Genomic DNA, 24,111 nt, shown 5'->3' with positions numbered 1-24,111 from the left:
TCACTGCCCCAATCGGATCCGGGGATCAAGAACGGCCAGAGTGATCTCGGTCAGCAGCTGCGCGATCACGGCGATGAGCACCGTGCCGACGATGAGAACCTGGATGACCGCGTAGTCGGCGCTCTGCGCCGCCGAGACGGCAAGCTGGCCCAGCCCGTTCCTGGCGAAGATGGCCTCGATCACCACGGCGCCGGCCAGGAGGTCGCCGAACCGGATCCCGATCGCGACCACCCCCGGGCCCAGGCTGTTGCGCAGTACGTGCCGGACGCTGATCCGCCGGGACGGCACGCCCTTGGCCACCGCCAGATCGACGAAGTCCTCCTCGCGCACCGCCAGCATCGAGGTCTGCACCAGCCGCGCCACACCGGCCGACATCGGCAGCGCCAGCGCCAGGGCGGGCAGCAGCAGATACTGCATTCCGAGGTCCGGGCTCTGCAACACTGACATCTCGCCGCTGATGGGCAGGAGCTGGATGGCGACCCCGAACACCAGGATCAGCAGCAGCCCGACCAGGAACGGGGGCGCGGCCAGCAGGCCGGTGTTCGCCGCGTCGGCGAACACGCGCGACCACCGCGAGCGGGCGGAGCCGGCCAGCACGCCCAGCCCGATCCCGAACAGCGCCAGGAACAGTCCGGCCAGCACGGCCAGCTCCACCGTGCTCTCGACGCGGGTGGCGATCAGCTCGGCCACCGGGCGACCGTACTGGAAGGATCGCCCGAGGTCGCCGGTGAACAGGCCGCCCATCCAGCGCAGGTACTGCGTCACCAACGGCTGGTCCAGGCCCAACTGGACACGGATGGCGGCGATGGTCTCGGGGGTGGCCTCCGGGCCGGCGATCACGGCGGCCGGATCGCCCGGTGCCAGCCGCGGCAGCAGGAACGCGATCACGCTGGTGGCCAGCAGCACCAGCACCACTGACGGGATGCGCTGGATCAGGTAGCGGATCATCGGACCAGGCACGTCTCACGTGAGAGGAGGCCGCCGGAGACCAGGGAGAGCCCTTGGACAGCCGTGGATTTGACGGTGATGGCCGGGGTCGTCACCAGTACGTGCTGTACCGCCTGGTCGTGCATGTACGTGGTGAGCTTCCGCACCGCCTCCACGCCGGCCTGCCCGTCACCCGCCTGGATCACCGCCCGCACGAGAGCGGTGTACTCCGGGCTGGTGAAGGTGCGGTGGGCGCCCTGCAGCCGCACGTCCGGGTTCGTCTGGGCGACCAGCGACGGGCTGGGCACCTGACCGCGGAAGGACAGGTAGTTCCCGCCCTTTCCGGCGGCGAGTCGAGCCTGGTAGTCCGGCGCGGGGAGCGCGACCAGCGTCGGCTTGAGCCCGATGTCGGTGAGGTTGTTGGCGATGATCTGGTACACAGCCTGTAGCTGGGGGTTGTTGATGATGGTGATCGGCACCTCGGCCCCGCTCGCGCCGGCTTCTTCGATCAGCTGCCGGGCCCGGTCGGGGGTGTAGGGGTAGGCGTTCTCCAGATCCTTGGGGTACGCGGGGCCGGTCGGCCACAGCAGACCGCTGGTGTTGCCGAGGCCGCTGAAGACCTGCTGTTTGATGCGGTCCCGGTCGATGGCGTACCCGACGGCCTGGCGGACGGCTTTCTTCGCGAACGCTCCGTTCGCCTCCAAGACCAGGGAGTACAGCACGTTCTGGCCCTCGTTGAGCTGGAACTGGCCGCCCTTCTGGGTGACGGTCGCGGCGTCCTGGGTCGTCAGGCCGGACGCCAGCTGTGCCCGCCCGGACCGCAGGGCGGCGAGCTGAGCGGTCGAGTCCGAGATCACCACGTTCTCGATGCGGTCGAGATGGGGCAGCGTCTTGTCCCAGTAGCGCTCGTTGCGGACCAGCGTGATCTGGGCGCCCGGCTGGTAGCGCTCCAGCCGGTAGGGCCCGGTTCCAATGATCTTGGAGCCGTCGGCGAGGTCCTTGTAGGTCTGCGAGTCCACGATGGGGGTGTCATCGAGGACGCTGGCGAGCACGGGCGACAGGGGTGTCTTGGACTCGATGGTGACCTCGTGCTCGCCCGTCGCCTTGATCTGCCAGCCGCTGATGATCTGCTTGTCGTTCGACGGGCTCGCCGGGGTGAGCGCCTGCTTGAAGGTGTACACCACGTCGGCCGAGGTGAAGGGGCGGCCGGAATGGAAGGTCACGCCCTCACGCAGCGTGATCGTGGCGGTCCGGTCGTCACCGCCGACCTTCCACGCGGTCGCCAGCAACGGCACCGGATGTGCGAGGTCGCTGCCCTTGACGCTGATCAGCGGTTCGAAGACGCCGCGCACCCAGAACAGGTTGGCGGCGCCTTGGGCGAGGACACGGCCGGGGATGGGCGGTTGGGCGCTCGCGGCGACCAGCGTGCCACCCGTTCGGCAGTTCGCGGTGGAGGCGCCGGTGGCTTGTCGCTGTTCCAGCTTGACCGCGGACTGGCAGCCTGCCGTCAACGCGGACGACAGGGCCAGGGCGAGGGCGACTCGGAGAGCTGAACGGGAGTGTCGATGGCTTTGTATGCCTATGCGCATGTTTGGTGCTCCTTGTTAAGCCGGGACGACGTCGCTCGTGAGCACGCTTGCGCTGACATCGTCATGCCGACTGATGCGCCGGTCCGCGCGGGGATCGTGGCGCAGGGGGTGTTTCTGGAAGGTCAGGCCTTCGCCTGCGGAGGCTCTACTAGCGGAGTCACGGTGTTCGGGTGGTTTTCGAGGCGCAGCAGGCTCGTCTCGAAAAGCCCGCACATGTCGATCGCAGGGTCGCGGAGCCACTGCAGTTGGAGACCGTTCATCAGCGAGACCAGCTCGGCGGCCGTGGCTGCCGGATCGAGTGATGAAAGGAGCCGGCCCTTTTCCTGGTCGGCCTCGATCAACCGGGCTATCCGGTTCCTGACCCGCTGGTTGCGCTGATAGAAGAAGTCGTGGGCGGGGTGCGCCGGGTCCAGGCTTTCGGCCGCTTGGACGGTGAACAGCCGGACGAGATCGGGTTGTGTCTTGTTGCGGCGGCAGAACGCCATCAGCCACTCGCGGGTGGTGGTTTCCTTGCCCGCGAACCGCGCTTCGACGTACTGCTCGTCCTGGAGGTCGCGCTGCTGGAGCACCGCGATGATGAGGGCCTCTTTGCTGCTGAAGTGGTGCAGCAGTCCCGGCTGGGAGACCCCCACCTTCTGGGCCACCTCGGCCAGGCTCGTGCCCCGGAAGCCCGCGATGGCGAACGCGTCCGCGGCGACGGCGAGGATCTGCTCCCGCCGCGCGGCTGCCGGGCGCCGAACCCGGCCTGTCTCCGTTCGCGCCATGCGTGTCTCCGTTCCGCGTCCACCGGCTCACGGCCTGGTTACCACGCTGTGAATTACCCGTAACCTACCGAGTACTCGGTAGGTAAGAAAGTCCTACCGGCCAGTAATATGGGTGGAGGCCGCACCGCTGAGCTGGGCGATCAGTTCGTCGGGGACCTCCGCGGCCGATCGGGCGTGGGCCCGCAGTGCCGTGAGCAGCGTGTCCCGTACGCGGGCGCACCCCGGGTCGGCCGCGAGATCGCGCAGCTCACCGGGGTCGGCGAGGCTGTCGGCCAGGAACACGTCCTCCTCGTCCGGCGTCGCGGGCCGCCCGTCGAGGCGGACGGTCGCGTCGAGCCGGTAGCGCCTGTTCCGGATGCAGGTGCGCCGGGGCCAGCCGCGCCCGCCGTACCAGGTGCCCGCGTTCCGGTTGGGGAACGCCCGGCTCGCCGGGCCTCCGTAGCCGATGGTCGCCATGACGTGGTCGGGAGCCGGGTCGGTGAACAGATCGCGGCCGCCGCTCTCCGCCTCTGCCCCGATCCCGGCCAGACCGAGCAGGGTCGGGCCCAGATCGAGGGACTGGGCGAGATCGCCGCGCCGCGCCGGGGCCAGATGGCCGGGCCGGCGCACGATGAGCGGCACCCGCTGGCTCTGCGGCGCGAAGGTGTGCTTGCCGAACGCACCCCCCTCCCCCAGGTGCACGCCGTGGTCGGAGGTGAGCACGACAATGGTCTCCTCGGCCATGCCGAGCTCGTCCAGCGCGGCCAGGAGCGCGCCGATCTGCTCGTCCACCCAGGCCACCAGCGCCAGGTAGTCCGCCTGGGCCCGGCGCAGATCGTGCTCGGCCATCTCGCGCCCGCCGTTCAGCTCGCCGAAGCGCCGTTCGAACCGGCTCTCACCGACGCCACGGTCCAGGCCGCGGCCCGGCTGCGCGTCCGGCCGGAAGGCGCGGGCCCATCGCCGAGGGGGCACCACCGGCGTGTGCGGCTGCAGGAACGACGCGCGCAGCAGGAACGGCGTGGACGCCTGGCGCATCCAGGCGATGGCGCGCCGGGTCACCTCTTCGGGGCGGTAAGCCTCATCAGGGTGCCTGCCGCCGACGACGAAGCGCATGCCCGGTGTCCGGACCAGCGAACCTTCGTCGCAGCCGCCCAGCGGGTCGCGCATTCCGGCACCGGTGTGGTCGTCAAGCTGCCAGGGGGTGAGCGCGGACGGGATGTGCTCCTTGCCGAAGCTGGCGGTGGCGTAGCCCGCGGCGGCGAACAGTTCGGGAAAGGTGACCAGCCCTTCGGGGAGCGGAAACCCCGGGCTTGCCGCCTCATTGTGGTAGACGCCCGTCCGCTCCGGGGAAAGGCCGGTCAGAGCGGCGGTCCGGCTGGGCACGCATACCGGCGAGTTGGCGTAGCAGCGGTCGAACACCACTCCGCCGGCCGCCAGCGCGTCCACGGCGGGAGTGCGCGGGCTCAACCCGCCCGCCGTCGCGTAACAGCCGAGCGCGTCGGCGCGCAGTTCGTCACAGTACAACCAGAGAATGTTAGGGCGGCGGAAGCTCATGTGGCGGCCTCCGCCGCGCGCAGCCCGAGCAGCGCGTCGCTGAGCTCGGCGAGCTTTTTCCGCGGCAGCAGCCCGATGGCGGTGGCCGCGACCTCCACGAGGCTGAGCGGTCCTGCCATGGCCCCGAGCGGGCCCGCCAGCAGGCCGGGGATCTGCTGCTCCAGAAGCGCTCGCGCGGCCGGGTCGGTCAGTAGTTCCCGCAGCGGGGTGTGCACGCTCAGGGGCCCATCGGGGTAGTCCTCGCGCCGCACCGGCTCGCGTGCCGCCACGACCCGGGTCCACTGCCGCCGCACCTGCAGGTGGCGTTCGTCGGGCTCGTCGTGCGCGGGCAGGCCGAGCCGTTCGTACTGCTCGGCAGGCGCGTCGGTGTTCCGCATCAAGCCGACCAGGAGACGGATCATCCTGGCTTCCAGCGCGTCGTCGATCAACGGCCGCTGCTGCTCCGGGTCCTCTTGGAGGTCGAACAGCAGGGTGCCGAACGTGTGCGGGTTGGACATGGCCTGGCCCGGGGTCCGCAGCACCGGCACGTCCTTGGTGAACGGGAACGGCGCCACGAGCTCGGCCGCGCGCAACTCCTCGGGGCGGAAGCGGGCCATCATGTGCGTGGGCATCAGCGTGTATTCGAACAGCGGGCCGTTGGACGGGCCTTCGGGCGCGCGCATGTAGACGTAGCGGCCGTCGGTGACACTCACGTGACCGCCGAAAGCGCCGAAAAGGGCCGCCTGACGCACCGGCCTATCCGATGCGACCACCTCACCCAGTGGCCTGCCCTGCATGTCGGGCAGACACGGGAGGCCGAACCACTCCAGCAGCGTCGGCCCGAAGTCGATCGTCTGCACCAGGGCGGAGCGGCGTTCACCCGCGGCCTCCGCGGCGCGGGGGTCCCACACGAACAGCGGCGTGTGGATCGTCTCGTCGTACCACGGCGGCACGTTCTTGCCCCACCAGCCGTGCTCGCCCAGCAGGAAGCCGTGGTCGGTGACGACCATGAGCAGGGTGTCGCGCCACAGGTCCAGCTCGTCCATGCGGTCGAGCACCCGGCCCAGCGAGCGGTCGCACATCGACAGCAGCGCCGCGTAGCGGTTGCGTACGTGCGCCACCTGCTCGGGGGTCTCCAGCACCTGCGCGTAGTCGGGCCAGTCCAGGTGCGGACCGTCGTAGTCCTCGGGATAGAGGTCGTGATAGCGCTGGTAGCTGAAGAACGGCTCGTGCGGGTCGAACGTCTCGATCTGCAGGAACCAGCCGTCCTCGGCGTGGTTGACGTCCAGGAAGTGCAGGCCCGCGTCGAAGGTCAGCGTCTGCGGGTGGTCGGCCTCGTCGGCGAGGTAGCGCCGGTTCACCCAGTCCTGGCGGTAGGCGGGCCGCCGGACGCGTTTGAGGTCCGGCGGCATCTCCGGGTCCGCGACCTGGCCCTTCCAGAAGTCGCCCTCTTGGCCGCGGAAGAACTCGTAGGTGCGGAACCGGTTGTGGTAGGTCGCTCCTCCGTCCTCCCAGTAGTGGGCGTGGTCGGTGGCCAGGTGCGTGTGCACGCCCGCGTCGGTGAGCAGCTGTGGCACCGAGTCGTCGAACGGCTCCAGCGGCCCCCACCCCCGGTGCAGGAAGTTGTAGCGCCCGGTGTGCATCTCCCGGCGCGCCGGCATGCACGGCATGCTCCCCGCGTAGCAGTTGTCGAAGACGGCCGTGCGCTCGGCGAGCCTGGCGAAGTTCGGCGCGCGCACATCCCGCGCCCCATAGGCCGGTAGATGGCGGCGGTTGAGGCTGTCGAACATGACGACGATGGCCTTCACGGGGTCTCACTTTCCGGCGAGGTTCTTTAACCTGCCGAGTATGAGGTCCTTTACCTACCGAGTATTAGGTAGGTAACGTCACGGACATACAACCGCCGCCTCGGCGTCATGGCAACCCCCTCCGGAGGACTCGTGGCCCGCTCACCCAACGTCGTCGTGATCGTCGCCGACCAGCTCAGGGCGGACGCGGTGGGCGCGTTCGGCGCCGAGCGCGCCCGTACCCCGCACCTCGACGCGCTCGCCGCCGACGGGATGACGTTCACGAACGCGTTCGTCCAGCACCCGGTGTGCTCGCCGAGCCGGGCGTCGTTCCTCACCGGCTGGTACCCGCACACGGCCGGCCACCGGACCCTCGACGCGCTCCTGCGTCCGGAGGAGCCGAACTTCCTGCGCGCGTTCCGCGAGCAGGGCTACCGGGTGGTCTGGGCGGGCGACCGGGGCGACACGTTCGCGCCCGGCGCGACCGAGCTCAGCGCGGACGAGCACGGCTTCACGCGGCCGCCCGCCGGGCCGCACTGGGGAGGCGAGCCGTACGAGCGCGGGCGCCACCGTCCGGAGGTCACCGGGGCCGACGACCCGCTCTGGGACCGGCTCTTCTACGGCGGCGAGGTCCTGGACGACGCGGTCGGCTTCGACGAGGCGGCCGTGCGGACCGCGGAGTCGTGGCTGAGCGGCGCCCACGAACAACCATGGCTGCTGTTCGTGCCCCTGGTGGCACCGCACTGCCCCTTCGAGGTGCCGCAGCCGTGGTTCTCCCTGCACGACCGCGCCGCGCAGCCCGCGCCGGTCCCGCCTCCGTCCGGGAACGCGCCGGACTACCTCTCGGCGATCCGGGACAAGTACGGACTCGCCCGCGCCACTCCCGAGATCTGGCAGGAGGTCGCCGCCGTCTACCACGGCATGGTCTCCCGGCTGGACGATCACGTCGGGCGCGTCCGCGCCGCCGTCGCCGCGACGGGCTCTGCTGAGGACACCCTGTTCGCCTTCTTCTCCGACCACGGCGAGTACCTGGGCGACTTCGGCGTCATCGAGAAGTGGCCGTCCGCCATGCACGCCTGCGTCACCCGCGACCCCCTGATCCTCAGCGGCGGCCCGGTGCCCGCGGGCCGCACCAGCGACGCCCTCGTCGAGCTCGTCGACGTCTTCCCCACCCTGCTCGACCTCGCCGGGATCCGCGCCACCCACAGCCACTACGGGCGCAGCCTGCGGCCGCTGTTCGACGATCCGGACGCCGAGCACCGCGCGTACGCCTTCACCGAGGGCGGGTTCCTGGCCGAGGAGGAGCCGCGGATGGAGCGCGGCGCCTTCCCGTACGACCTCAAGGGCGAGCTCCAGCACGAGAACCCGCGCCTGGCAGGCAAGGCGTTCGCCGCCCGCGACCGCGACTGGACCTACGTGTGGCGGCTCTACGAAGGACCTGAACTGTACGACCGCCACGCCGACCCGGACGAGACCCGCAACCTCAGCGGCTCACCGCGCCACGCGGCCGTGGAGGACAGGATGCGCACCGCCATCCTGTCCTGGCTGGCCGCCACCACGGACGTCCTGCCACCGGCCCGCGACCCCCGTCGGCCGGCGGTCGACCTACCGGCGCCCGGCCAGGCCGCTACGCATGCGCCCGGCTAGAAGCCAAAGGGCCTTCGCTTCGCTCCGGGCGTTTTCTCCCCGCCCGTTACCCGATTCGGTGGTTGGCCGTCTGATGCCCACCCCCCACAAAGGCCCTCCGCTTCGCTCCGGACGTCCTCCCAGGCGGGCTGACGCCCGCCCCCTGAACGACCTCGCTACGCTCGGGCTGACTTCCCGAACACGCTTCGCCGGGTCGGAGCGGGTTTGACCGTCGCGGCAACATCATCGAGACCGGTACCGACTCCTACTTGATCTTTACCGATGAGCCCTTCACAGCGGTGTTCCCGGGGTGGGGAGGGCGGGGTTGTTCGCCGGGGCACCGCTCATGAGCCACCTCTCAGGAGTCGTTCGACATCTCGGCAGAACTTGTCAAAGGAAGGCGCGCCCCCACGGGCCTGCTCCAGATCGAAGAGCGCCGCCAACGCGGCTTGGTCGGCTGTTTCCTTGTACGACGTGCCGTCGATCTTGTGCGCGGTCAACCATCCCTTGGCGTCTCGAATACCTTCAGGATCCGGCGGCGGCTCGAGTGGATCGATCAGGCCCCGACGTCCGGACAGCGACTTGGCCGCAGCCAGAAACCACGCCTCGAACTCCTTGTGCGCGATGACCACGGCGATCTCCTTGTCACCGCGAGCCTCACGGGCCCTGGAGAGCAACGCGGGTCCCAACGCCGCGGGACAGTCCTTATCGGCGTCGATCAGGACGAGGATTCCCCCGGGACCTGTTATGTGAAGAGCCGCGGACTTTCGCACCGCCGCCTCGATCCCGCCAGGCGCAATCATCGAACCGCGAGGCACACGTTGCGGTTCCGGGACGCGCACTTCCCAGATGCCCGAAGCGTAGGCGATTCTGCGCAGCAACTCGGGTACGGCCGTCATCTCGCCGTGTCCTTCGACGATGGAGGCGATCGTGACCGGCCCGCTCACTCAGACCCCTTCGGACGTAGTTGCCGACCACGCATGAGTTCACCCAGGGTCGCCAGCTTGTCGTCAAGCACCCCGTGCACTATTGGATCGATCTCACCGATGACGGTGATGCCATCCTTCATAGTCACCATGCGCACCCAGGAAGGATCGAAGTCATCGTGGTCGAGCAGATCGGCGCTTTGCGTGGTCACGATGACCTGAACGCGCTCACTCGCTTCGGTCAACGCGTCAAAGAGCGCTCCCGTCGCGGCCGGATGAAGAGCGGTCTCCGGCTCCTCGATCGCCACGAGACTGGCCTTTCCTTCCAGCACCACGGGCTGGAAGAGCGCGGTCAGCAACCCGGCGGCGTGCAAAGTCCCCTCGGAGATCAGTTTCGGGCCGAACGGCCGGGCGGTGTCTGGCGTACGGAGCTCCACCGTCGAATAGTCACCGAGGATCTGCTGATCGATGCCGGCGACTGTCGGGACGATCGCTTGCAAATAGTCGTCGATACGCTGCTTGAAGACCGGATGCCGCTCGGCCAGCGTGCCGAGTACCGACCCCAGTCGCTCCCCTGAATAGCCGAGCTGTGTCCCGCGTCGATCGGGCTCGATCTGCCGCATTTGATCGGTGCTCAGGTGATGGAAGAGCATGGAACGCAGACTGCGGTGGACTTCACTGAACGCACTCCGTGCAGCGGCCAGTGGCAGGTAGAGCTGGTCCCTTTCGATGCCGCCCTCATTGAGGATCATTCCGGCGACGACCCTGAACTCGGCCTCCTGCTCGGTTCGGGGACTGATGACGCAGTGCTCTTCCTTGATCACCAGCGGGCGGCGTCCTGTCGAGTCACGACCGATCGTGAAGCCGTACTCGGCCGGTTGAGGACCGTCAGCGCCATCCACGGTGAACTCCAAATGGATGCTGAACTGGTCGGTTGGTTGCGGTGCCCGACGGAGCACTTCGTCCAGTCCGCCACGCGCGGCGACGACATCAGCGGGCGTCGACGGCCCCAGGACCTGCGCCACGAACTGTAGGGCGTCCAGGAAGTTGCTCTTGCCCGCGCCATTCGGTCCGAGCAACACGAGCAAGGGCGTGAAGGTGACATCACACGAGGCGATGCTCTTGTAGCCGGTCACCTGAACACGCCGGAGGAACGGCACTGTGTTGCCCATCACACCCCCCGCGCCGTCGTCACGTCGATCTGCCCGATCACTGCTGCGGTGATCAGCACTTGCTTGCGTTCATTTAGGAAACTGACCTGCTGATCAATCGCCGCCGGCGTCCGACTCGGCGAGTCCTTCGCTTCGGCCACCTTCCAGGTCAGGTTCGCCAGTTGGCTGTGGCTGGTCTTCACGTCACATCGCCGTCCAAAGCATCCAGAGCAGGATTGAACAACCCACTCGTCAAACCATCACAGGCAAGCTGTACGACATCTTCACCGAGAGTCGCCGCACGATGCAGCGAGTCGGCGAACTCGGCCAGCCGTCGGAACTCCGCGCCGTAGCGCCGCTGCTCGCGAACTCGCCGAACTCACCTTCCCACAGGCGTCAGTCGTACAGGAGGCAGCACAGCGGCTGCTTGCGGCAACCAGAGCCGTCATGGCGCTCAGTAGCTCCGACACCGAGGATGTCAGGCACCGTGCCGACCTCCTTCAGCTTGTGCGGCTCCACACAGAAGTGGCTCACATCCACGCCCCGAGATGATCAACCACTGCGCTGATCCCGCGGCGCGGCGGCGCGGTGCTGGCTGGGGGTGATGCCAAGCCGGCGTTTGAACGCGACACTGAGCGCGAAGGTGCCGGAGTAGCCGACCTTGCGTGCGATGGAACCCACGGTGATGTCGGTGTCGCGAAGGAGATCGGCCGCCAGCGCCATACGCCAATTGGCCAGGTAGCTGATAGGAGGCTCGCCGACTTCGGCGGTGAACCGGCGGGCCAGGGAGGCTCGGGAGACGCCGACCTCGGTGGCAAGACCTTCCACTGTCCACGGGTGGGCGGGATCGCCGTGCATGAGGCGGAGAGCGGCGCCCACGACAGCGTCGTCTTTGACGCGGTACCAGACCGGGGCGTGCGTGTGCGGGCGATCGAACCACGCACGCAGGGCGGAGACGAGCATCAGGTCGAGCAGACGGTCGAGGACGGCCTGCTGGCCTGGCTTGTCCCGGACGACCTCGGCCGCCACCAGGTCGAGCAGCGGGAAGCGGCATTCGTCATCGGAGACGACGAGGATGCCCGGCAGGGCGTCGAGCAGGCGGTCGCTGATCCCACCCCGGCCCTGGTAGGCGCCGGTGAGCAGGATGGCCGAGCCGGTTTCCGTGACGCCGCAGGTACGCGGATCCAGGGCCAGATCGTCATCCGCGACCGCCCGTGCCGTGGCCGCGCAGTAGTAGGCGCTGGTGATCACATGCTGAGGTGGGGTGACCAGGTTGTCGGCCACGGTGTAGGAGGCGGGGCCACGGACGATGGCGATGTCGCCGGGGCCGATGGCCGCCGTCTCGCCGTTGGGCGGAATGATCCAAGCCTGACCGTCCAGCATGGTGAGCAGGGTCAGCGGGGCGCCGCCGGCGAAACGCAGGGACCACGGCGAGGTCATGATCGCCTGATGGATGAGGGCTCCGCGTGCTCGTACCCCGTCCAGTAGGTCCGTCAGTGTGTCCACGAGCCCAAGGTTAGACGCCCGAACATCGAACTGAGCGTTGTGGCCATGGATACGCTCACCACATCAGGGTTGAGTGGACGCATGACACAACCTCCCATTCTTGTTACCGGTGGTACCGGCAAAGTCGGCGCACGGATCGTGGCTCGGCTCAAGCGCGAGAACATGGCCGTTCGCGTGGGGTCTCGCTCCGGCGCCCCTCGCTTCGACTGGACCGACCCGAGCACGTGGGATGCCGCGCTGGAGGGATCGCGGCGGGTCTTCATCGTGCCGCACGATGGCGAGTTGCTGACCCGGCCGTTCGTTCGGCGGGCGAAGGAGCTTGGCGTCGAACGCGTCGTGCTGTTGTCGGGGCGTGGAGTGGACGTGCCCGGATACGCGGGCGACAACGACGCGGTGGGCAAGACCCACGTCGATGGCGAGGACGCGGTGCGCTCCTGCGGTTTGGCGTGGACGATCCTGCGGCCCGGCTGGTTCGCGCAGAACTTCAGCGAGGGCTTCTTCCGCGCGGCGGTGCTGGCCGGCGAGTTGCGGCTACCGGCCGGTGATGGTGCGGCGAGCTTCGTCGATGCCGAGGACATCGCCGCGGTGGCGGTCGCGGCACTTACGGAGGACGGACACGTTGGACAGACCTATGAACTGTCCGGACCGCGCGCGCTGAGCATCGGCGAGGCTCTCGCCCTGATCTCGGAAGCCACCGGCCGAACTGTGCGATACACGCCTCTGACGGCTGAGGAGTTCATCGCTCAGTTGGTCGCTGAGGGCTGGCCGAGGCCCGATGCCGGATCCTATGCCGACGCGGTCGCTCCGATTCGGCGCGGCATGGACGAGCACGTGTCCGACGGAGTGCAGCGTGCGCTCGGCCGTCCTCCTCGCGACTTCGCCGATTTCGTCAAGGACGCGACGGCCGTTGGAGCATGGCAAGGCCAAGGACGGCCGCGCGATCAAGATCAGCCCGCATGAGGAGCACCTGGCCCAAGGCCGGGAGCGCAGCAGCGATCCAGACCGGCCGGCCCGCTGCCGCGCGACCCGGCCCAAGGCCGAACGCAAGATCGCGCATCTGATGCGGCGACGGCACGGCGGGCGTCGCGCCCGCGTCCGCGGCATCGTCAAAATCGATATAAGGGGAAGTAGATGCCGAAGCCGAAGGGCGGCGGTGACCTGGGCCCTTGGCGACCAGCAGCCCCTCATCTCCGTTCCGGAAGTGGATTGAGCCCGAGCGCCCAGGTGGGGAACGCCGGCGGCGGTAACCGCCTCGGCGTGCACGCCACCTGGGCCGGGGTTCTGCTGGCTTTGACCGTGCCCGTCCTGACCAAGGCGGGGGCAGACGGAGGGTCAGGGGAGCCGAAGGGGGAACGAAGAGGATCTATGCCGGTATGGAGACGGCGGCGATGCCGGGTGAGCGGCTAGGAGCAGGTCTTCGTTTTCACCGAGCAGAGCTTGATCTCGGGGTAGCGTGCCGAGGGCTTGTTCAGGGAGGGCTGGGGTTTGTTACGCAGGTGCTGGTCGAAGAAGGCTCGGGTGTAGGCGCGGGTGATCTCCACCGCGCGGGTCGCGGTCAGGTTGGGGTTGCGGTGGATGCCGAGTTGTTCCACCAGTAGTGCGGTGTCGGTGAAGGAGGCGTGTTCCGCCCCGGCCACCACGAGCCAGCGCTTCCATCCCGTCAGGTGGGCCCAGTCGCGCTCCCAGGTGGTGTCCTTGCCGCCCGGGCTGTGGTCGGCCTTGGTGCCCAGGAACATGAACGGTCGTGGCAGTCCGCTGTCCGGGATCGGGGCGAAGGTGGTGCCGTCCATGTTGATCCCGGCGTGTATGCGGGTGTCCTTCAGCATGGCGGTGATGGTGCTCGCGCCTCCGGCGGACTGGCCCGCCATCGCGATCCGCTTGTTGTCGATGAGTGAGGCGCTCTTCCACTTGGGGTGGGTCCCGGTCAGCGTGTCCAGGACGAAGGAGACGTCGGCCGCCCGGCTCTGGCCGAGCTTGGCCCAGAACGCCTTGCCCTTGTCGTCCTGGCAGGCGACGCAGGTGACGACCCGGCCGCCGGGAAGGCTCGTGGCCAGGCTTTCGTAGGTGTGCTCGATCCCGGCCACGACGTACCCTCTGCTGGCCAGGTCCTCGGCCAGGGCGGTGAGCGAGCTGCGGGGCTCGGTGAAGCCTGGTGAAAGCACCACCAGTGGCAGGCTGTGCCTGCTCCCTGCCGGCTTGGCGTCGAGGAAGGCGTTGGTGCGCGTCTTGCTCAGCACGTCGTACGGCACGCCGGTGATCTCCGCTCCTTTCAGGATGAGCTCCGACTCCTTGGCCGTCATGTAGGGCGCTCGCCGTCCGTTCGGCGTCTTGGCCGGGTACCACAGCGAGACCATGAGCTCTCTCTGCTTGGCCTCGGGGACCCAAGGGTCAGGGCGAGAGGCGTCCTTCACGTGCAGGGAGGTGGTGCCGACCGGATGGGAGCCGGTGGGCTTGGGCAGCTTCGGTGCGCTGTTGGGCACCGTCGCGGGGCTGGTCGCCGCCGGGCCGATGGACGACGCGATGCCTGCGGGGGCGTAGACGGTGCAGGTGGACAGGGCGAGGATGAAGGCCCCGGTGACAGTGGTCGCGCGTTTCATGGAGATGTCCGTTTCTGTTTGTGGCAGGAGGGAATGGCCGCCCGAAGGTGTGCTTCAACGGGCGTGGGCGGCTGGCCGGCGGCCTCTATAAGAAGCCGAGCCGGCATCGGCTGGTCAGGTCAGGTCAGGTCAGGCGGTGGCTGGTCCACCAGAAGCACAGCCCGGCCAGCAGGGCGGACAGCATGAGGAAGAGTGTGGTTTCGGCCCCTTGCAGAGCCCAGAAGCGGTCGGCGGGATGGTAGGTCACCCGTTGCCGGTAGCCGAGGTCGGCGAGCTTGGCGAAGCACGCTTGAGCGCCAGGCGCGTTAGGTTGGGAGCCCTGTCCTGGTGGCGGCGGCATGCAGCCGGCCAACCATGCGGGCAGGACGGCGACGGCGTGGCCGGTGGCGTCGATGGTCTCGTTGGACAGGACCCAGGCGCCGGAAGGGCCGGCCACGGTCAGTTCCTTGGGTTGGCCGGTGTTGTCGACCTTGAAGGACCTGACGTTCGTTTTGTCGATCGCGACCGTTTGCTGGGCCGCGGGGATGATGTGCGAGCGCACCGTGAACGGGACGGCGAGCTGGATGGCGGCGAACAGGGCCAGGGTGATGGCCATGGCGGCCACGGTCCGGCGCACCAGCAGTCCGATGGTGACGCCAAGAACGAAGGCGAAGGCGGCGTAGCCGACCGGGACGATCCCGCGCGCGCCGAAGATCAGCGGAGAGACGCGTGCGGGGAAGGGGTTGCCGTCGCTCGCGTCGGCCGCAGCGTCGATGGGGCCGGCCCACCAGCCGGCCGCGAGGCTGAGCAGCCCGGACCCGGCGATGGCGGCCAGGCCGACGATGGCCAGCTTGGTGGCCAGCCACCGGGTCCGGGTGATCGACTGGTTCCACACCAGGCGATGCGTGCCGATCTCCAGCTCGCGGGTGACCAGCGGCGCGCCCCAGAAGATCCCGATGACGGCGGGCAACAGGTAGACCAGCACGGCGCTGCCGAAGTACAGAATGCCGTCGGTGGCGGTGATGCGGGTCAGGAAGAGATTCGGCTCACCCGACGCGAGGCCGGCCAGGTGGGGGCCGGTGATCGCCAAGATCGCGGCGACGACGACCAGGGCGGCCGCCACCGTGGCGGCCTGGGTACGAAACTGGCGCCAGGTCAGCCAGGTCATCGAAGGACCTCCAGGGCGGGGCGGTGGTCGTGGCCGGCCTCGGCGGGCCTTTTCAGGTAGGCCAGGACGAGGTCTTCCAAGCTGAGCCGGCCGACGTTCCAGGCGGGATCGAGGATCGCCTCGTCCGTGCGGATGAGCAGGGTTGTCTGCCGGTCGGTGTGGCTGGCGGAGATGACGTGCTGGTTCGCGGGCAGCGTGGACAGGTCGCGGCGCGGGCCGCTGAGCCGGTGGTGGGCGGCCAGCAGGTCCTCGACCTCTCCGGCCACCTGGACCTTCGAGCCGACCAGCACGATGAGGTGGTCGCAGACGCGTTCCAGGTCGGCGATCAAATGGGTGGAAAGCACGACGCTGAGCCCGTGTTCGGCGACGGCGTCCATGAGGTCCTGCAGGAACTCGCGGCGGGCGAGCGGGTCGAGTGCGGCAACCGGTTCATCCAGCATCAGCAGCTCGGGCCGTTTGGCGATGCCCAGGGTCAGGGCGAGCTGGGCGCGCTGGCCGCCCGACAGCTTCCCGGCGGGCCGGGCTGGATCGAGGCCGAGCCGCTTGATCCTCTGCCGGGCCAGGGCGTCGTCCCAGCCGGGGTTGAGCCGGGCGCCGAGCCGCAGGTGGTCGGCGACGCTCAAGGCGGGGTAGGTGGGGGTGTCCTGGGCGACGAAACCGACCCTGGCCAGCTGGGCCGGGCCGCTGCCGGGACGGCCGCCGCACACCTCGATCGTGCCCGACGTCGGTGTCAGCATCCCGGCGGCCAGGTTCAGCAGCGTCGATTTCCCGGCGCCGTTGGGGCCGACCAGGCCGGTCACATGCCCGGCTGGGATGTCCAGCGTGCAATCGGTCAGCGCCCAGCTCCGCTTGTACTTCTTGCCCAGAGCCTGGGCCCGCAGGATCGCGGTCACGCTATGTCCTCCTGAGCGGCGGTCTGAAAAGTGGTCATGAACAGGGCTTCGATGTCCTCGTCGCCGAGCCCGGCCAGGCGGGCCTTGGCCAGCCAGCGCCGCAGGTCCTGACGCAGCGGGCCGTACGCGGCGGCAAGCGTGGCGTCGGCCAGCGTCACCGTGACGAAGGTGCCGGCACCCGGACGGGCGGTGACCAGCCCAGCGTGTTCCAGCTCCCGGTAGGCCTTGAGCACGGTGTTGGGATTGATCGTCACCTGGGCCACCACGTCCCTGATCGTCGGAAGCCGATCCCCCTCACGCAGCAAACCCAGCCGCAGCGCTCGCCGTACCTGCTGGACCAGCTGCAGATACGGCGAGACGCCCGACCCGTCATCCAGATGGAACTCGATCACCACTTGCTCCATTCATCTAATGTCATAAGACAATAACCCATTGAGAGACCGTGGCCGCCGGCAAGTGGAGGATCACTGACATCACCCGCCGGTTTCTGTCCCGGGGGCCCGGTGAGAAGCCCGTGATCTGCCGGATGCCGATCCCCTTCAGGAAATGGCCCTTCCGTGAAGTAATCTGGCTCTACGCCGCCCTCCAGCCCCAGCTCGGCCCCGTCTGGCCCGGGCTCCGATCGCGCCGAAATCACTTCACGAAAGTTCTGATATCCCTGTGGGGGACGCCGTGCAGGCGTGAAAATTCGGTGGGGGTTGTCCGCCGACGCCGGTACCACCTTTGGCCTGTGAGGCCGTACGAAAGTTTGGTGGCGGGGCCTTGACCTTGACGGGTCTTGCACTGTGCTTCGAGCACGCCGGTCAGAATTTCGGCTCCCGACCGAGGCCCCCGGGCACCCTCTCTATCAGCTTGAGAAGGGGAGGCCCCGTGAAGGGAGTGTCGGAGGAGATCGCCTCCGACACTGCACGAGCAGTTCACCGAGCGGGTCTGCGCCATCGACGTGGCCAAGGCCTCGGGCAAGGTGTGCACGCGCCTGCCCCATGAGTCCGGATCGGGTCGGCGCGTCACCAGGGTGTGGGACGTCGAGGCCAGGACCAACGCGATCATCGAACTGGCCGACCACCTAGCCTGCCAGCAGGTCGAATTGATCACGGTCGAGTCGACCTCGGACTATTGGCGGATCTTCTTCTACCTGCTGGAAGCTCGCGGGCTGACGGTCCAGCTGGTCAATGCCCGCGATGCCAAGAATGTGCCGGGCCGCCCCAAAACGGACAATCTGGACGCAGTATGGCTGGCCAAGCTCACCGAACGCGGGATGCTCCGGCCCTCCTTCGTGCCACCACCCGAGATCCGGCGCTTACGCGACTACACACGACTGCGTATCGATGGGGAACGCTACCGGCGCATCGTCAAACGCCGCGGCAAGCTCCGAGCCCTGGTCGCCGTCGCACGCTCCGTCTTAGTGATCATCTGGCATCTACTCAACGACCCCGCCACCCGTTTCCACGACCTTGGAAGTGGCTACCACAGCCAACGCATCGACAAGGGCACGAAGACCCGCAACCACATCCGCCAGCTCGAGGCTCTGGGCTTCACCGTCACGCTCACCCCCACCGCCTGAACCACACCCTTCACAACCTCCGCCCATCACCAGGCCAAGGTTCGCTGCCGCGCGCCCAGCTGAGGCTCCCATTTTCCGGTCAGGTGGTCGGGCTTCCCGAGCGCTTCGATCCGGCCGATGGCCGCCGCGACCGTAAACAACCATCTCGCGCACGCCTCGGCGCTGTTCTCCTGGATCACCGCGCACGCCCCCGAAGGGCTGCTGCGCCACGGCGATGTGACCAAGAAGGTGGCCGCTGCTGCCGCTGCCCGCTCCGCAGCCACGGACGCTGGCTGCCGCCCAGGTGCGCACCGTCAAGAACGTCGTGGACCGGATCGAGAGCATGCCTTAGATCCGCTGCGTGGTCTCGGGACTCAACCGAGAGGCGATCCGCACCGACCAGGCGACCTCCGTGTTGTGCAGGGCCGAGGCCACGATCCGGGAGATCCGTCCAGGCGCTGGCGGTTCCATCCGCTCCTCACGCGGATGCTTCAGCAGTTCCTCCCGAACCCGCTCAGGCCGTCGCTCGGCGTGCGCGACCTCCTCGGCCAGCCACACCGCCTGGGCAGAGGGTCAGCGGCGGGGTGGGTCGATGCGGGCCCCGTCCGGGGTGAAGATCATCAGGCGGCTCTGGTCGATGGCCACCTTGGCCGGTTCGCCGGCCCGCCAGACCGGCCGTCCACCCAGGCGGACGATGATGTCGGAACGGCGATGGATGCCGCTGCCGGCGTTCTGCCCGACTTGCTCCTGCTCCTCCCGCTCCTCGCGCTGGGAGAACATCCGGCGGACCAGCCCGCCGATTCCGCCCGAGCCGTCCTTGCGGCCGTTGGCCTGGACGCGCCGGTCCGGCGGCTCGGGCACCGGTACGGCCGGGACGCCGCACTCGATGTAGGCCAGCCACTCGTGGCCGTGGTACTCCAGCGCCCGCACCCGGCCGAAGAACGACGGCCCCTCGTACGACTCGGGCACCGGCGCCAGGCCGTCGGGGCGCAGGCCGACCAGCACCTGGCCGCCGGTGTGCTGGGAGATGGCGTAGGCGCGGGGATCGCTCCACGGGAGCGTCAGCCGGTGCGGGCCGAAGTCGAGCATGACGTACTGGTTCTGCGGCGTGCGCACGGTCGCGGCCAGGAGGTTCAGCTGCTGGGAGTTGAGGAAGGCCGCCACGAACGCCGTCGCCGGGTCGTTGTAGATCTGCGCCGGAGTGCCGACATCTTGCAGGACGCCGCGGTTGAGTATGGCGATCCGGTCGGCCAGCGTGAGCGCCTCGACCTGGTCGTGCGTCACGTAGATGGTGGTGACGTTCAGCGATCTGACCAGGGCGGAGATCTCCATGCGCAGCTCGGTGCGCATGCCGGCGTCGAGGTTGGACAGCGGCTCGTCCATGAGAAACAGCTTGGGCTGGCGGACGATCGCCCGTCCCATCGCGACGCGCTGGCGCTGGCCGCCGGACAAGGTGCCCGGACGGCGCTCCAGGGTGTCGTCGATGTGCAGTGCCTTGGACAGCTCGGTGACGCGCTCGCGCACCTGTGCCGGGTCCGACTTGGCGATCTCCAGGGGGAAGGCGATGTTGCCGCGTACGGTCCTGTGCGGGTAGAGGGCGCCGTTCTGGAACACCATGGCGACGTCGCGGTCACGTGGCGCCAGGTGGTTGGCCAGCTGGCCGTCCAGCCAGAGGTCCCCCTCGGTGATCTCCTCCAGACCCGCGATCATCCGCAGCAGCGTGGACTTGCCACAGCCGGAGGGGCCGAGCAGAACGAGGAACTCGCCATTTTCGGCCTTCAGGCTCAGTCGGTCTACCGCCAGGTAGCTACCCGGGTACACCTTGGTCACTTTGTCGAGAACGACCGAGCTCATGGGCCCAACACCTTGCGCACGTGTCACCTGTGACGGGGCTGATTGAAGGGGTAGTACATCGCGCCTTAACGCTACATGTCCACCCTTGTCATAAAAGATCTCTGCCCAATCGGGTTTCGGCTAGGGGTTTTGGGCATCCGATGGCGGAAACATCCGGAAAAATCGTGACTTGGAAGGGCTTGCGGGAAATTGCGGCAAGAGCTTTCATTGTCGGGACCGTCTTAGGGGCTGCGGAGCATGATCAGGGGTGGCGCGAGGCTGTGACGTACTCCGTGTACAGGCGCGGCTTCGCCGCCTCCGACGTCCCGCGCGCGTTCCATCCGGCGGCTCGGTGGAAAGTACAGTGGCGCGCATGACCGGTCACGCGCGCCTCGCCGACATCGCCGCCCAGGCCGGGGTGAGCGAGGCCACGGTCAGCCGGGTGCTCAACGGCAAGCCCGGCGTCTCCGTCGCCACCCGCCAGGCCGTGATGACCGCGCTCGACCTCATGGGCTACGAACGGCCGCCCCGGCTGCGGCAGCGCAGCAACGGGCTCGTCGGCCTGGTCACCCCCGAGCTGGACAATCCGATCTTCCCGGCGTTCGCCCAGTCCATCGAGAAGGCGCTGACCCAGCACGGCTACACGCCCGTGCTCTGCACGCAGCTGCCGGGCGGCGCGCCCGAGGACGAGTTCACCGAACTGCTGGTCGACCGTGGGGTGAGCGGCATCGTGTTCGTGTCGGGGCTGCACGCCGACACCACCGCGCGGATGGACCGTTACACCAGGCTCACCGACCGCGGGCTGCCGATCGTGCTGGTCGACGGCTACAGCGAGCACATCGACGCGCCGTTCATCTCGCCGGACGACCGGCTCGCCGCGCGGCTGGCCGTACAGCATCTCGTGGACCTCGGACACGAGCGGATCGGGCTGGCGCTGGGGCCGCGCAGGTTCGTACCCGTGATCAGGAAGATCGAGGGTTACCGGCAGGCCATGGCCCAGCTCCTCGGCACGAGCGCCGTCGACGAGCTGATCGCGCACTCGCTGTTCTCCGTCGAGGGCGGGCAGGCGGCGGCCATGCAGCTCCTGTCGCGCGGCTGCACCGGCATCGTGTGCGCGAGCGACCTGATGGCGCTGGGCGCGATCCGCGCCTGCCGCGAGAAGGGGCTGGCCGTGCCGGGCGAGGTGTCGGTGGTCGGCTTCGACGACTCGCCATTGATCGCGTTCACGGATCCGCCGCTGACCACCGTACGCAAGCCGATCGGCGCGATGGCGACGGCCGCGGTGCAGACTCTGCTCGAAGAGGTCAACGGGGCGCCCGCCAAGCACGTCGAGCTCGTCTTCCAGCCCGAGCTGGTGGTCCGCGGCTCCACGGGCTCCGGCCCGCTGGTGAACCGGTGACACCGTCCGTGCCCATGCGCGATGTCCTGGTCCTCGGCGGCGCCGGGGTCGACACCACCGTGTACGTGCCCGCGCTGCCCCTCCCGTACGAGGACACCTACTCCGTGCCGCCCGTGATCGACCGGATCGGCAACACCGGCGCCGGTGTCGCGCTCGGCTGTGCGGCGCTCGGGCTCGACGTCACGTTCGCCGACCTGATCGGCGAGGATCCGCAGGGCGCGCTGATCCGCCACGCGCTGCGCGGCCTCGACTTCACCTGGGCGCCCGCGCGGGCGGGCACCCGGCGCAGTGTCCTGCTGGTCGATCCGGACGGCCGCCGCACCTCGCTGTTCGACCCCAGGGTCACGCCCGGCGAGCGGCTCCCGAGCCACCTCTACAAGGGCGTCCGCGCCCGGCACGCGCACGTGTCGATCACCGACTTCTGCCGCCACGTATACCCGGACCTGGACATGCCCGTCTCCACGGACCTGCACGACTGGAACGGCGTCGACGACTACCACCGGGACTTCGCCTACCGCTCCGACCTCGTCTTCCTCTCGGCCGCCGCGCTCGCCGACCCGGCCGCCACCATGGCCGCCATCATCGAACGCGGCCGCGCCCACACGGTCGTCTGCACGCGCGGCGCCGACGGCTGCCTGGTCCTCACCCGCGACACGCCGCTGCGCGCCTTCCCGGCCGCGCCCCTGCCCGGTCCGGTCGCCGACAGCAACGGCGCGGGCGACGCGTTCGTCTCTGGCTTCCTGTACGGCACGCTGCGCGGACTTCCCCTGGAGCAGCGCGTACGGCTCGGCGCCACCGCCGGAGCCCACGCCTGCACCGTCCTCGGCACCCACGAGTCCCCGATCACCGAGTCCATGCTGCTGAGCCGGGCGAGCGGCCATGACGCCATTCACCGAGCCCACCCCGCTGAGCCGCGTGAAAGAGCCGAGCCCTAGCGATACTCCGTGATCGCGTCCTGGCCGATCGCCCACAGCGGCTTCCCGCCGGGGAGCGCGGTCATCGCGGTCACCGGGGCGGGAGGCGCGACCCGCGACCACCGCCCGCCCGCTTCGGCCAGCAGCCGGTACGCGTCTTTCGCGTCCTCGGCGACGGTCTTCCGGGAGGCGACCCACACCACGCCATCACTGTCGCGGGCGATCCCGGTCAACTGGCCGCCGTCGATGGCGACCGCCCGCCAGGCCATGCCGTTCCACCGGTAGGACAGAGGGCGGAACGCGCCGTCCGACGTCTCGTAGCCGCCCACGGCCCACACGTCGTCGGCGGCCACGGCCAGCACCGCCGAGACCCGCGAGTCGACCGAGCCGGACGGCGACGGCGACGGCGAGGGCTCCGACGGCGCGGGCAGCGGTACGCGCCGCCAGGCGCGCCCGTCGAAGCGCGCGACGGCCGGCTCCGCCTGCACATAGCCGTCGTCCGGCAGCGGGTCCACCTCGCCGACCGCCCAGATGTCCTGCGGCGACACGGCGACGGCCCCGTACGTCGTGATGGGGATCGCCTGGCTGGTCCAGCGCTGCCCGTCGAAGTGCCGCGCCCACCCGTCACCGAGCGCCCACACCTGCCCCCCACCCAGCGCGACCACCTCCGACGGACTCGCGGTATCCCCCTCGGACGTGACCACCGGATCGGGGATGAACGACCAGCGCCGCCCGTCGAAGCGCAGCAGCCCGGACTCACCGCCCTCCTTGTCCTCGGCGATCACCCACACGTTGCCGGGGTCTGTGGCGTCTACCTTGGTGAGCGTGACGTACCGGGCCTGCTTCGGCAGTTCCTTCGTCAGCCGTCGCCAGCGCTCGCCATCCCAGTGGACCAGCAACGCCTCGTGGCCGTCGGTGCCGAACGTCCGCTCACCGACCGCCCACGCGTCGGCCGCGCCCGTGGCCGCGATGTCCAGGAACTCGGCACCGTAGTCCAGCCCCTTCTGCCGGTAGACCACCCGCCAGCGACCCTTGGGGCGCGTCGCGACCGGGGTACTGGCACTGGAGCTGGGGCTGGATGTGACGCGACCACTCGGACTGCTACTGGAGGTGACGCGATCGGTCGGGCCGGGCTCGCGGCCGGGAGCCGAGACGACCGAACATCCGCTCAGCGCCACCATCACCAGAGTGACGGCTGCCAGTCGCAGGCCCACCATGCCTCCTGTGCGCGTCCGTCCTGGGTGATCTCCGTGGGTACGGGCCAAGCACACTACCGTGAGGCGCCGGCGACCGGTCGGACAACCGAAGCAGCCAGACCGCCATCCCCCGAACGATGAGAGGGACGGCGGCCTGGCAGGCGGTGGAACTATCGCGAGGCGCCGCTGTCGAGCTCACCGACACCGGACTGCCGGGCGGTGGCGTTGAGCGCGGGCAGCACGATCATGCGCAGTTGAGCCTGGCCGGAGATGGTCGCACCGCTGTTTCCGCCGTAGTAGTAGGCCCGCATGATGTAGGTGCCGGGGGTCAGCGAGGAGATGAACGTCTTCTGGTTGGAGACGCAGTTCCCACCGGTCCGGTTACCGATGATGGTGGACGCGTGGGAACCGTCGGACACGCGATAGAAGGCCCAGAAGGGGTCCTCGTCCGGGGTGATGCCGTTGCCGCCGACGTTGTATCGCTGGCCGTTGCGGACGGTGAAGTCGGCGATGGGGCCGTCGATGGGATCGGTCTCGTACTTGATGTAGGCCCCGTTGATGTACACGTGCGCGGCCGTGTTGCACCGCGCGGCGGAGGCCGCCGTGGAGGCCTGCGCCGCCACCACCGTGCCGAGGCCGACGGCCAGCACGAGCACGCTCAGGACACGCGTGACGGTGGCTCGGGCGATGACTACGGGGGATCGGTGTTGCCGGCGGATCTTCATGCGCGTTCTTCCCTCCGAGGTTGGGTCGGCGCGGGCGCGCCGAGTGTTCGTGCTCCGCGTTCGCGCGAATGGCGCG

Annotated in this window: 23 protein-coding genes; 6 read left to right on the top strand and 17 right to left on the bottom strand. The window is 69.0% G+C overall.

The features are described from left to right. The 5 genes from ACQP2T_RS36465 to ACQP2T_RS36445 all read right to left on the bottom strand — a co-directional run bounded on the left by ACQP2T_RS36465 (nt 1) and on the right by ACQP2T_RS36445 (nt 6,600). Nucleotides 1-948 carry an ABC transporter permease gene (locus ACQP2T_RS36465; protein ID WP_433509439.1) on the bottom strand — a complete coding sequence of 316 codons (948 nt, stop codon included), beginning with the start codon at nt 946-948 and terminating at the stop codon, nt 1-3. Further along, complete coding sequence (locus tag ACQP2T_RS36460; protein WP_433509438.1) at nt 945-2,516, bottom strand: ABC transporter substrate-binding protein; 1,572 nt, start codon at nt 2,514-2,516, stop codon at nt 945-947. Before ACQP2T_RS36460 ends, ACQP2T_RS36465 begins: the two co-directional genes overlap by 4 nt. A 122-nt stretch (nt 2,517-2,638) precedes the next feature. Continuing rightward, entirely contained in the window at nt 2,639-3,280 is a 642-nt protein-coding gene (locus ACQP2T_RS36455) for a TetR/AcrR family transcriptional regulator (protein WP_433509437.1), read from the bottom strand. Nucleotides 3,281-3,373: 93 nt separating this feature from the next. Further along, nucleotides 3,374-4,783 carry a sulfatase family protein gene (locus ACQP2T_RS36450; protein ID WP_433509436.1) on the bottom strand — a complete coding sequence of 470 codons (1,410 nt, stop codon included), beginning with the start codon at nt 4,781-4,783 and terminating at the stop codon, nt 3,374-3,376. 26 nt (nt 4,784-4,809) lie between these two features. Further along, complete coding sequence (locus ACQP2T_RS36445) at nt 4,810-6,600, bottom strand: sulfatase (protein WP_433509435.1); 1,791 nt, start codon at nt 6,598-6,600, stop codon at nt 4,810-4,812. Between the two features lie 108 nt (nt 6,601-6,708). Here ACQP2T_RS36445 and ACQP2T_RS36440 point away from each other — a divergent pair, with 108 nt between their 5' ends. After that, nucleotides 6,709-8,226, top strand: a complete 1,518-nt coding sequence (locus ACQP2T_RS36440) for a sulfatase-like hydrolase/transferase (RefSeq protein ID WP_433509434.1) — start codon at nt 6,709-6,711, stop codon at nt 8,224-8,226. A 323-nt stretch (nt 8,227-8,549) separates the two neighbouring features. On the opposite strand, the gene ACQP2T_RS36435 is transcribed toward ACQP2T_RS36440, so the two are convergent. The 4 genes from ACQP2T_RS36435 to ACQP2T_RS36420 form a co-directional block, all read right to left on the bottom strand. Then, on the bottom strand, nt 8,550-9,152 hold the full coding sequence (locus ACQP2T_RS36435; protein ID WP_433509433.1) for a DUF4276 family protein: 603 nt from the start codon (nt 9,150-9,152) through the stop codon (nt 8,550-8,552). Further along, on the bottom strand, nt 9,149-10,303 hold the full coding sequence (locus ACQP2T_RS36430; RefSeq protein WP_433509432.1) for an AAA family ATPase: 1,155 nt from the start codon (nt 10,301-10,303) through the stop codon (nt 9,149-9,151). Before ACQP2T_RS36430 ends, ACQP2T_RS36435 begins: the two co-directional genes overlap by 4 nt. Then, on the bottom strand, nt 10,303-10,485 hold the full coding sequence (locus tag ACQP2T_RS36425; RefSeq protein ID WP_433509431.1) for a hypothetical protein: 183 nt from the start codon (nt 10,483-10,485) through the stop codon (nt 10,303-10,305). Before ACQP2T_RS36425 ends, ACQP2T_RS36430 begins: the two co-directional genes overlap by 1 nt. Before the next feature lie 349 nt (nt 10,486-10,834). Then, nucleotides 10,835-11,788 carry an AraC family transcriptional regulator gene (locus ACQP2T_RS36420; RefSeq protein ID WP_433509430.1) on the bottom strand — a complete coding sequence of 318 codons (954 nt, stop codon included), beginning with the start codon at nt 11,786-11,788 and terminating at the stop codon, nt 10,835-10,837. Nucleotides 11,789-11,833: 45 nt separating this feature from the next. On the opposite strand from ACQP2T_RS36420, the gene ACQP2T_RS36415 reads away from it, so the two are divergent. Together ACQP2T_RS36415 and ACQP2T_RS36410 are read left to right on the top strand one after the other, a co-directional pair. Further along, nucleotides 11,834-12,748 carry an SDR family oxidoreductase gene (locus ACQP2T_RS36415; RefSeq protein WP_433509429.1) on the top strand — a complete coding sequence of 305 codons (915 nt, stop codon included), beginning with the start codon at nt 11,834-11,836 and terminating at the stop codon, nt 12,746-12,748. Then, the gene (locus tag ACQP2T_RS36410) at nt 12,696-12,998 is read left to right on the top strand and encodes a transposase (protein WP_433509428.1); all 303 of its coding nucleotides are present in this window, start codon (nt 12,696-12,698) and stop codon (nt 12,996-12,998) included. Before ACQP2T_RS36415 ends, ACQP2T_RS36410 begins: the two co-directional genes overlap by 53 nt. Before the next feature lie 193 nt (nt 12,999-13,191). On the opposite strand, the gene ACQP2T_RS36405 is transcribed toward ACQP2T_RS36410, so the two are convergent. The 4 genes from ACQP2T_RS36405 to ACQP2T_RS36390 all read right to left on the bottom strand — a co-directional run bounded on the left by ACQP2T_RS36405 (nt 13,192) and on the right by ACQP2T_RS36390 (nt 16,817). Continuing rightward, complete coding sequence (locus ACQP2T_RS36405; RefSeq protein WP_433509427.1) at nt 13,192-14,385, bottom strand: alpha/beta hydrolase family protein; 1,194 nt, start codon at nt 14,383-14,385, stop codon at nt 13,192-13,194. Nucleotides 14,386-14,509: 124 nt separating this feature from the next. Beyond that, the gene (locus tag ACQP2T_RS36400; RefSeq protein WP_433509426.1) at nt 14,510-15,532 is read right to left on the bottom strand and encodes an ABC transporter permease; all 1,023 of its coding nucleotides are present in this window, start codon (nt 15,530-15,532) and stop codon (nt 14,510-14,512) included. Further along, on the bottom strand, nt 15,529-16,425 hold the full coding sequence (locus tag ACQP2T_RS36395; RefSeq protein ID WP_433509425.1) for an ABC transporter ATP-binding protein: 897 nt from the start codon (nt 16,423-16,425) through the stop codon (nt 15,529-15,531). The genes ACQP2T_RS36400 and ACQP2T_RS36395 overlap by 4 nt, the downstream gene beginning before the upstream one ends. After that, nucleotides 16,422-16,817, bottom strand: a complete 396-nt coding sequence (locus ACQP2T_RS36390) for a GntR family transcriptional regulator (protein ID WP_433509424.1) — start codon at nt 16,815-16,817, stop codon at nt 16,422-16,424. Before ACQP2T_RS36390 ends, ACQP2T_RS36395 begins: the two co-directional genes overlap by 4 nt. 551 nt (nt 16,818-17,368) lie before the next feature. On the opposite strand from ACQP2T_RS36390, the gene ACQP2T_RS36385 reads away from it, so the two are divergent. Continuing rightward, complete coding sequence (locus tag ACQP2T_RS36385) at nt 17,369-17,989, top strand: IS110 family transposase (RefSeq protein WP_433509423.1); 621 nt, start codon at nt 17,369-17,371, stop codon at nt 17,987-17,989. Between the two features lie 327 nt (nt 17,990-18,316). Here the strand turns inward: ACQP2T_RS36385 and ACQP2T_RS36380 are convergent, their stop codons facing one another. Both ACQP2T_RS36380 and ACQP2T_RS36375 read right to left on the bottom strand, forming a co-directional pair. Further along, complete coding sequence (locus ACQP2T_RS36380; protein ID WP_433509422.1) at nt 18,317-18,439, bottom strand: hypothetical protein; 123 nt, start codon at nt 18,437-18,439, stop codon at nt 18,317-18,319. A 102-nt stretch (nt 18,440-18,541) separates the two neighbouring features. Beyond that, the gene (locus ACQP2T_RS36375; RefSeq protein WP_433509421.1) at nt 18,542-19,822 is read right to left on the bottom strand and encodes an ABC transporter ATP-binding protein; all 1,281 of its coding nucleotides are present in this window, start codon (nt 19,820-19,822) and stop codon (nt 18,542-18,544) included. Between the two features lie 352 nt (nt 19,823-20,174). On the opposite strand from ACQP2T_RS36375, the gene ACQP2T_RS36370 reads away from it, so the two are divergent. Beyond that, nucleotides 20,175-21,200 carry a LacI family DNA-binding transcriptional regulator gene (locus ACQP2T_RS36370; RefSeq protein ID WP_357646170.1) on the top strand — a complete coding sequence of 342 codons (1,026 nt, stop codon included), beginning with the start codon at nt 20,175-20,177 and terminating at the stop codon, nt 21,198-21,200. 14 nt (nt 21,201-21,214) lie between these two features. Beyond that, nucleotides 21,215-22,135 carry a carbohydrate kinase family protein gene (locus ACQP2T_RS36365; protein WP_433509420.1) on the top strand — a complete coding sequence of 307 codons (921 nt, stop codon included), beginning with the start codon at nt 21,215-21,217 and terminating at the stop codon, nt 22,133-22,135. Here the strand turns inward: ACQP2T_RS36365 and ACQP2T_RS36360 are convergent. Further along, the gene (locus ACQP2T_RS36360; protein WP_433509419.1) at nt 22,132-23,331 is read right to left on the bottom strand and encodes a hypothetical protein; all 1,200 of its coding nucleotides are present in this window, start codon (nt 23,329-23,331) and stop codon (nt 22,132-22,134) included. The genes ACQP2T_RS36365 and ACQP2T_RS36360 overlap by 4 nt on opposite strands. Before the next feature lie 149 nt (nt 23,332-23,480). Next, entirely contained in the window at nt 23,481-24,035 is a 555-nt protein-coding gene (locus ACQP2T_RS36355) for a hypothetical protein (protein WP_433509418.1), read from the bottom strand. Nucleotides 24,036-24,111 lie beyond the last annotated feature (76 nt).

It is taken from the genome of Nonomuraea sp. CA-143628 (assembly GCF_050942315.1).
Lineage (GTDB): Bacteria > Actinomycetota > Actinomycetes > Streptosporangiales > Streptosporangiaceae > Nonomuraea.
The sequence above is the reverse complement of the archived record's forward strand: the minus strand, read 5'-3'. Positions and strand labels throughout refer to the sequence as shown.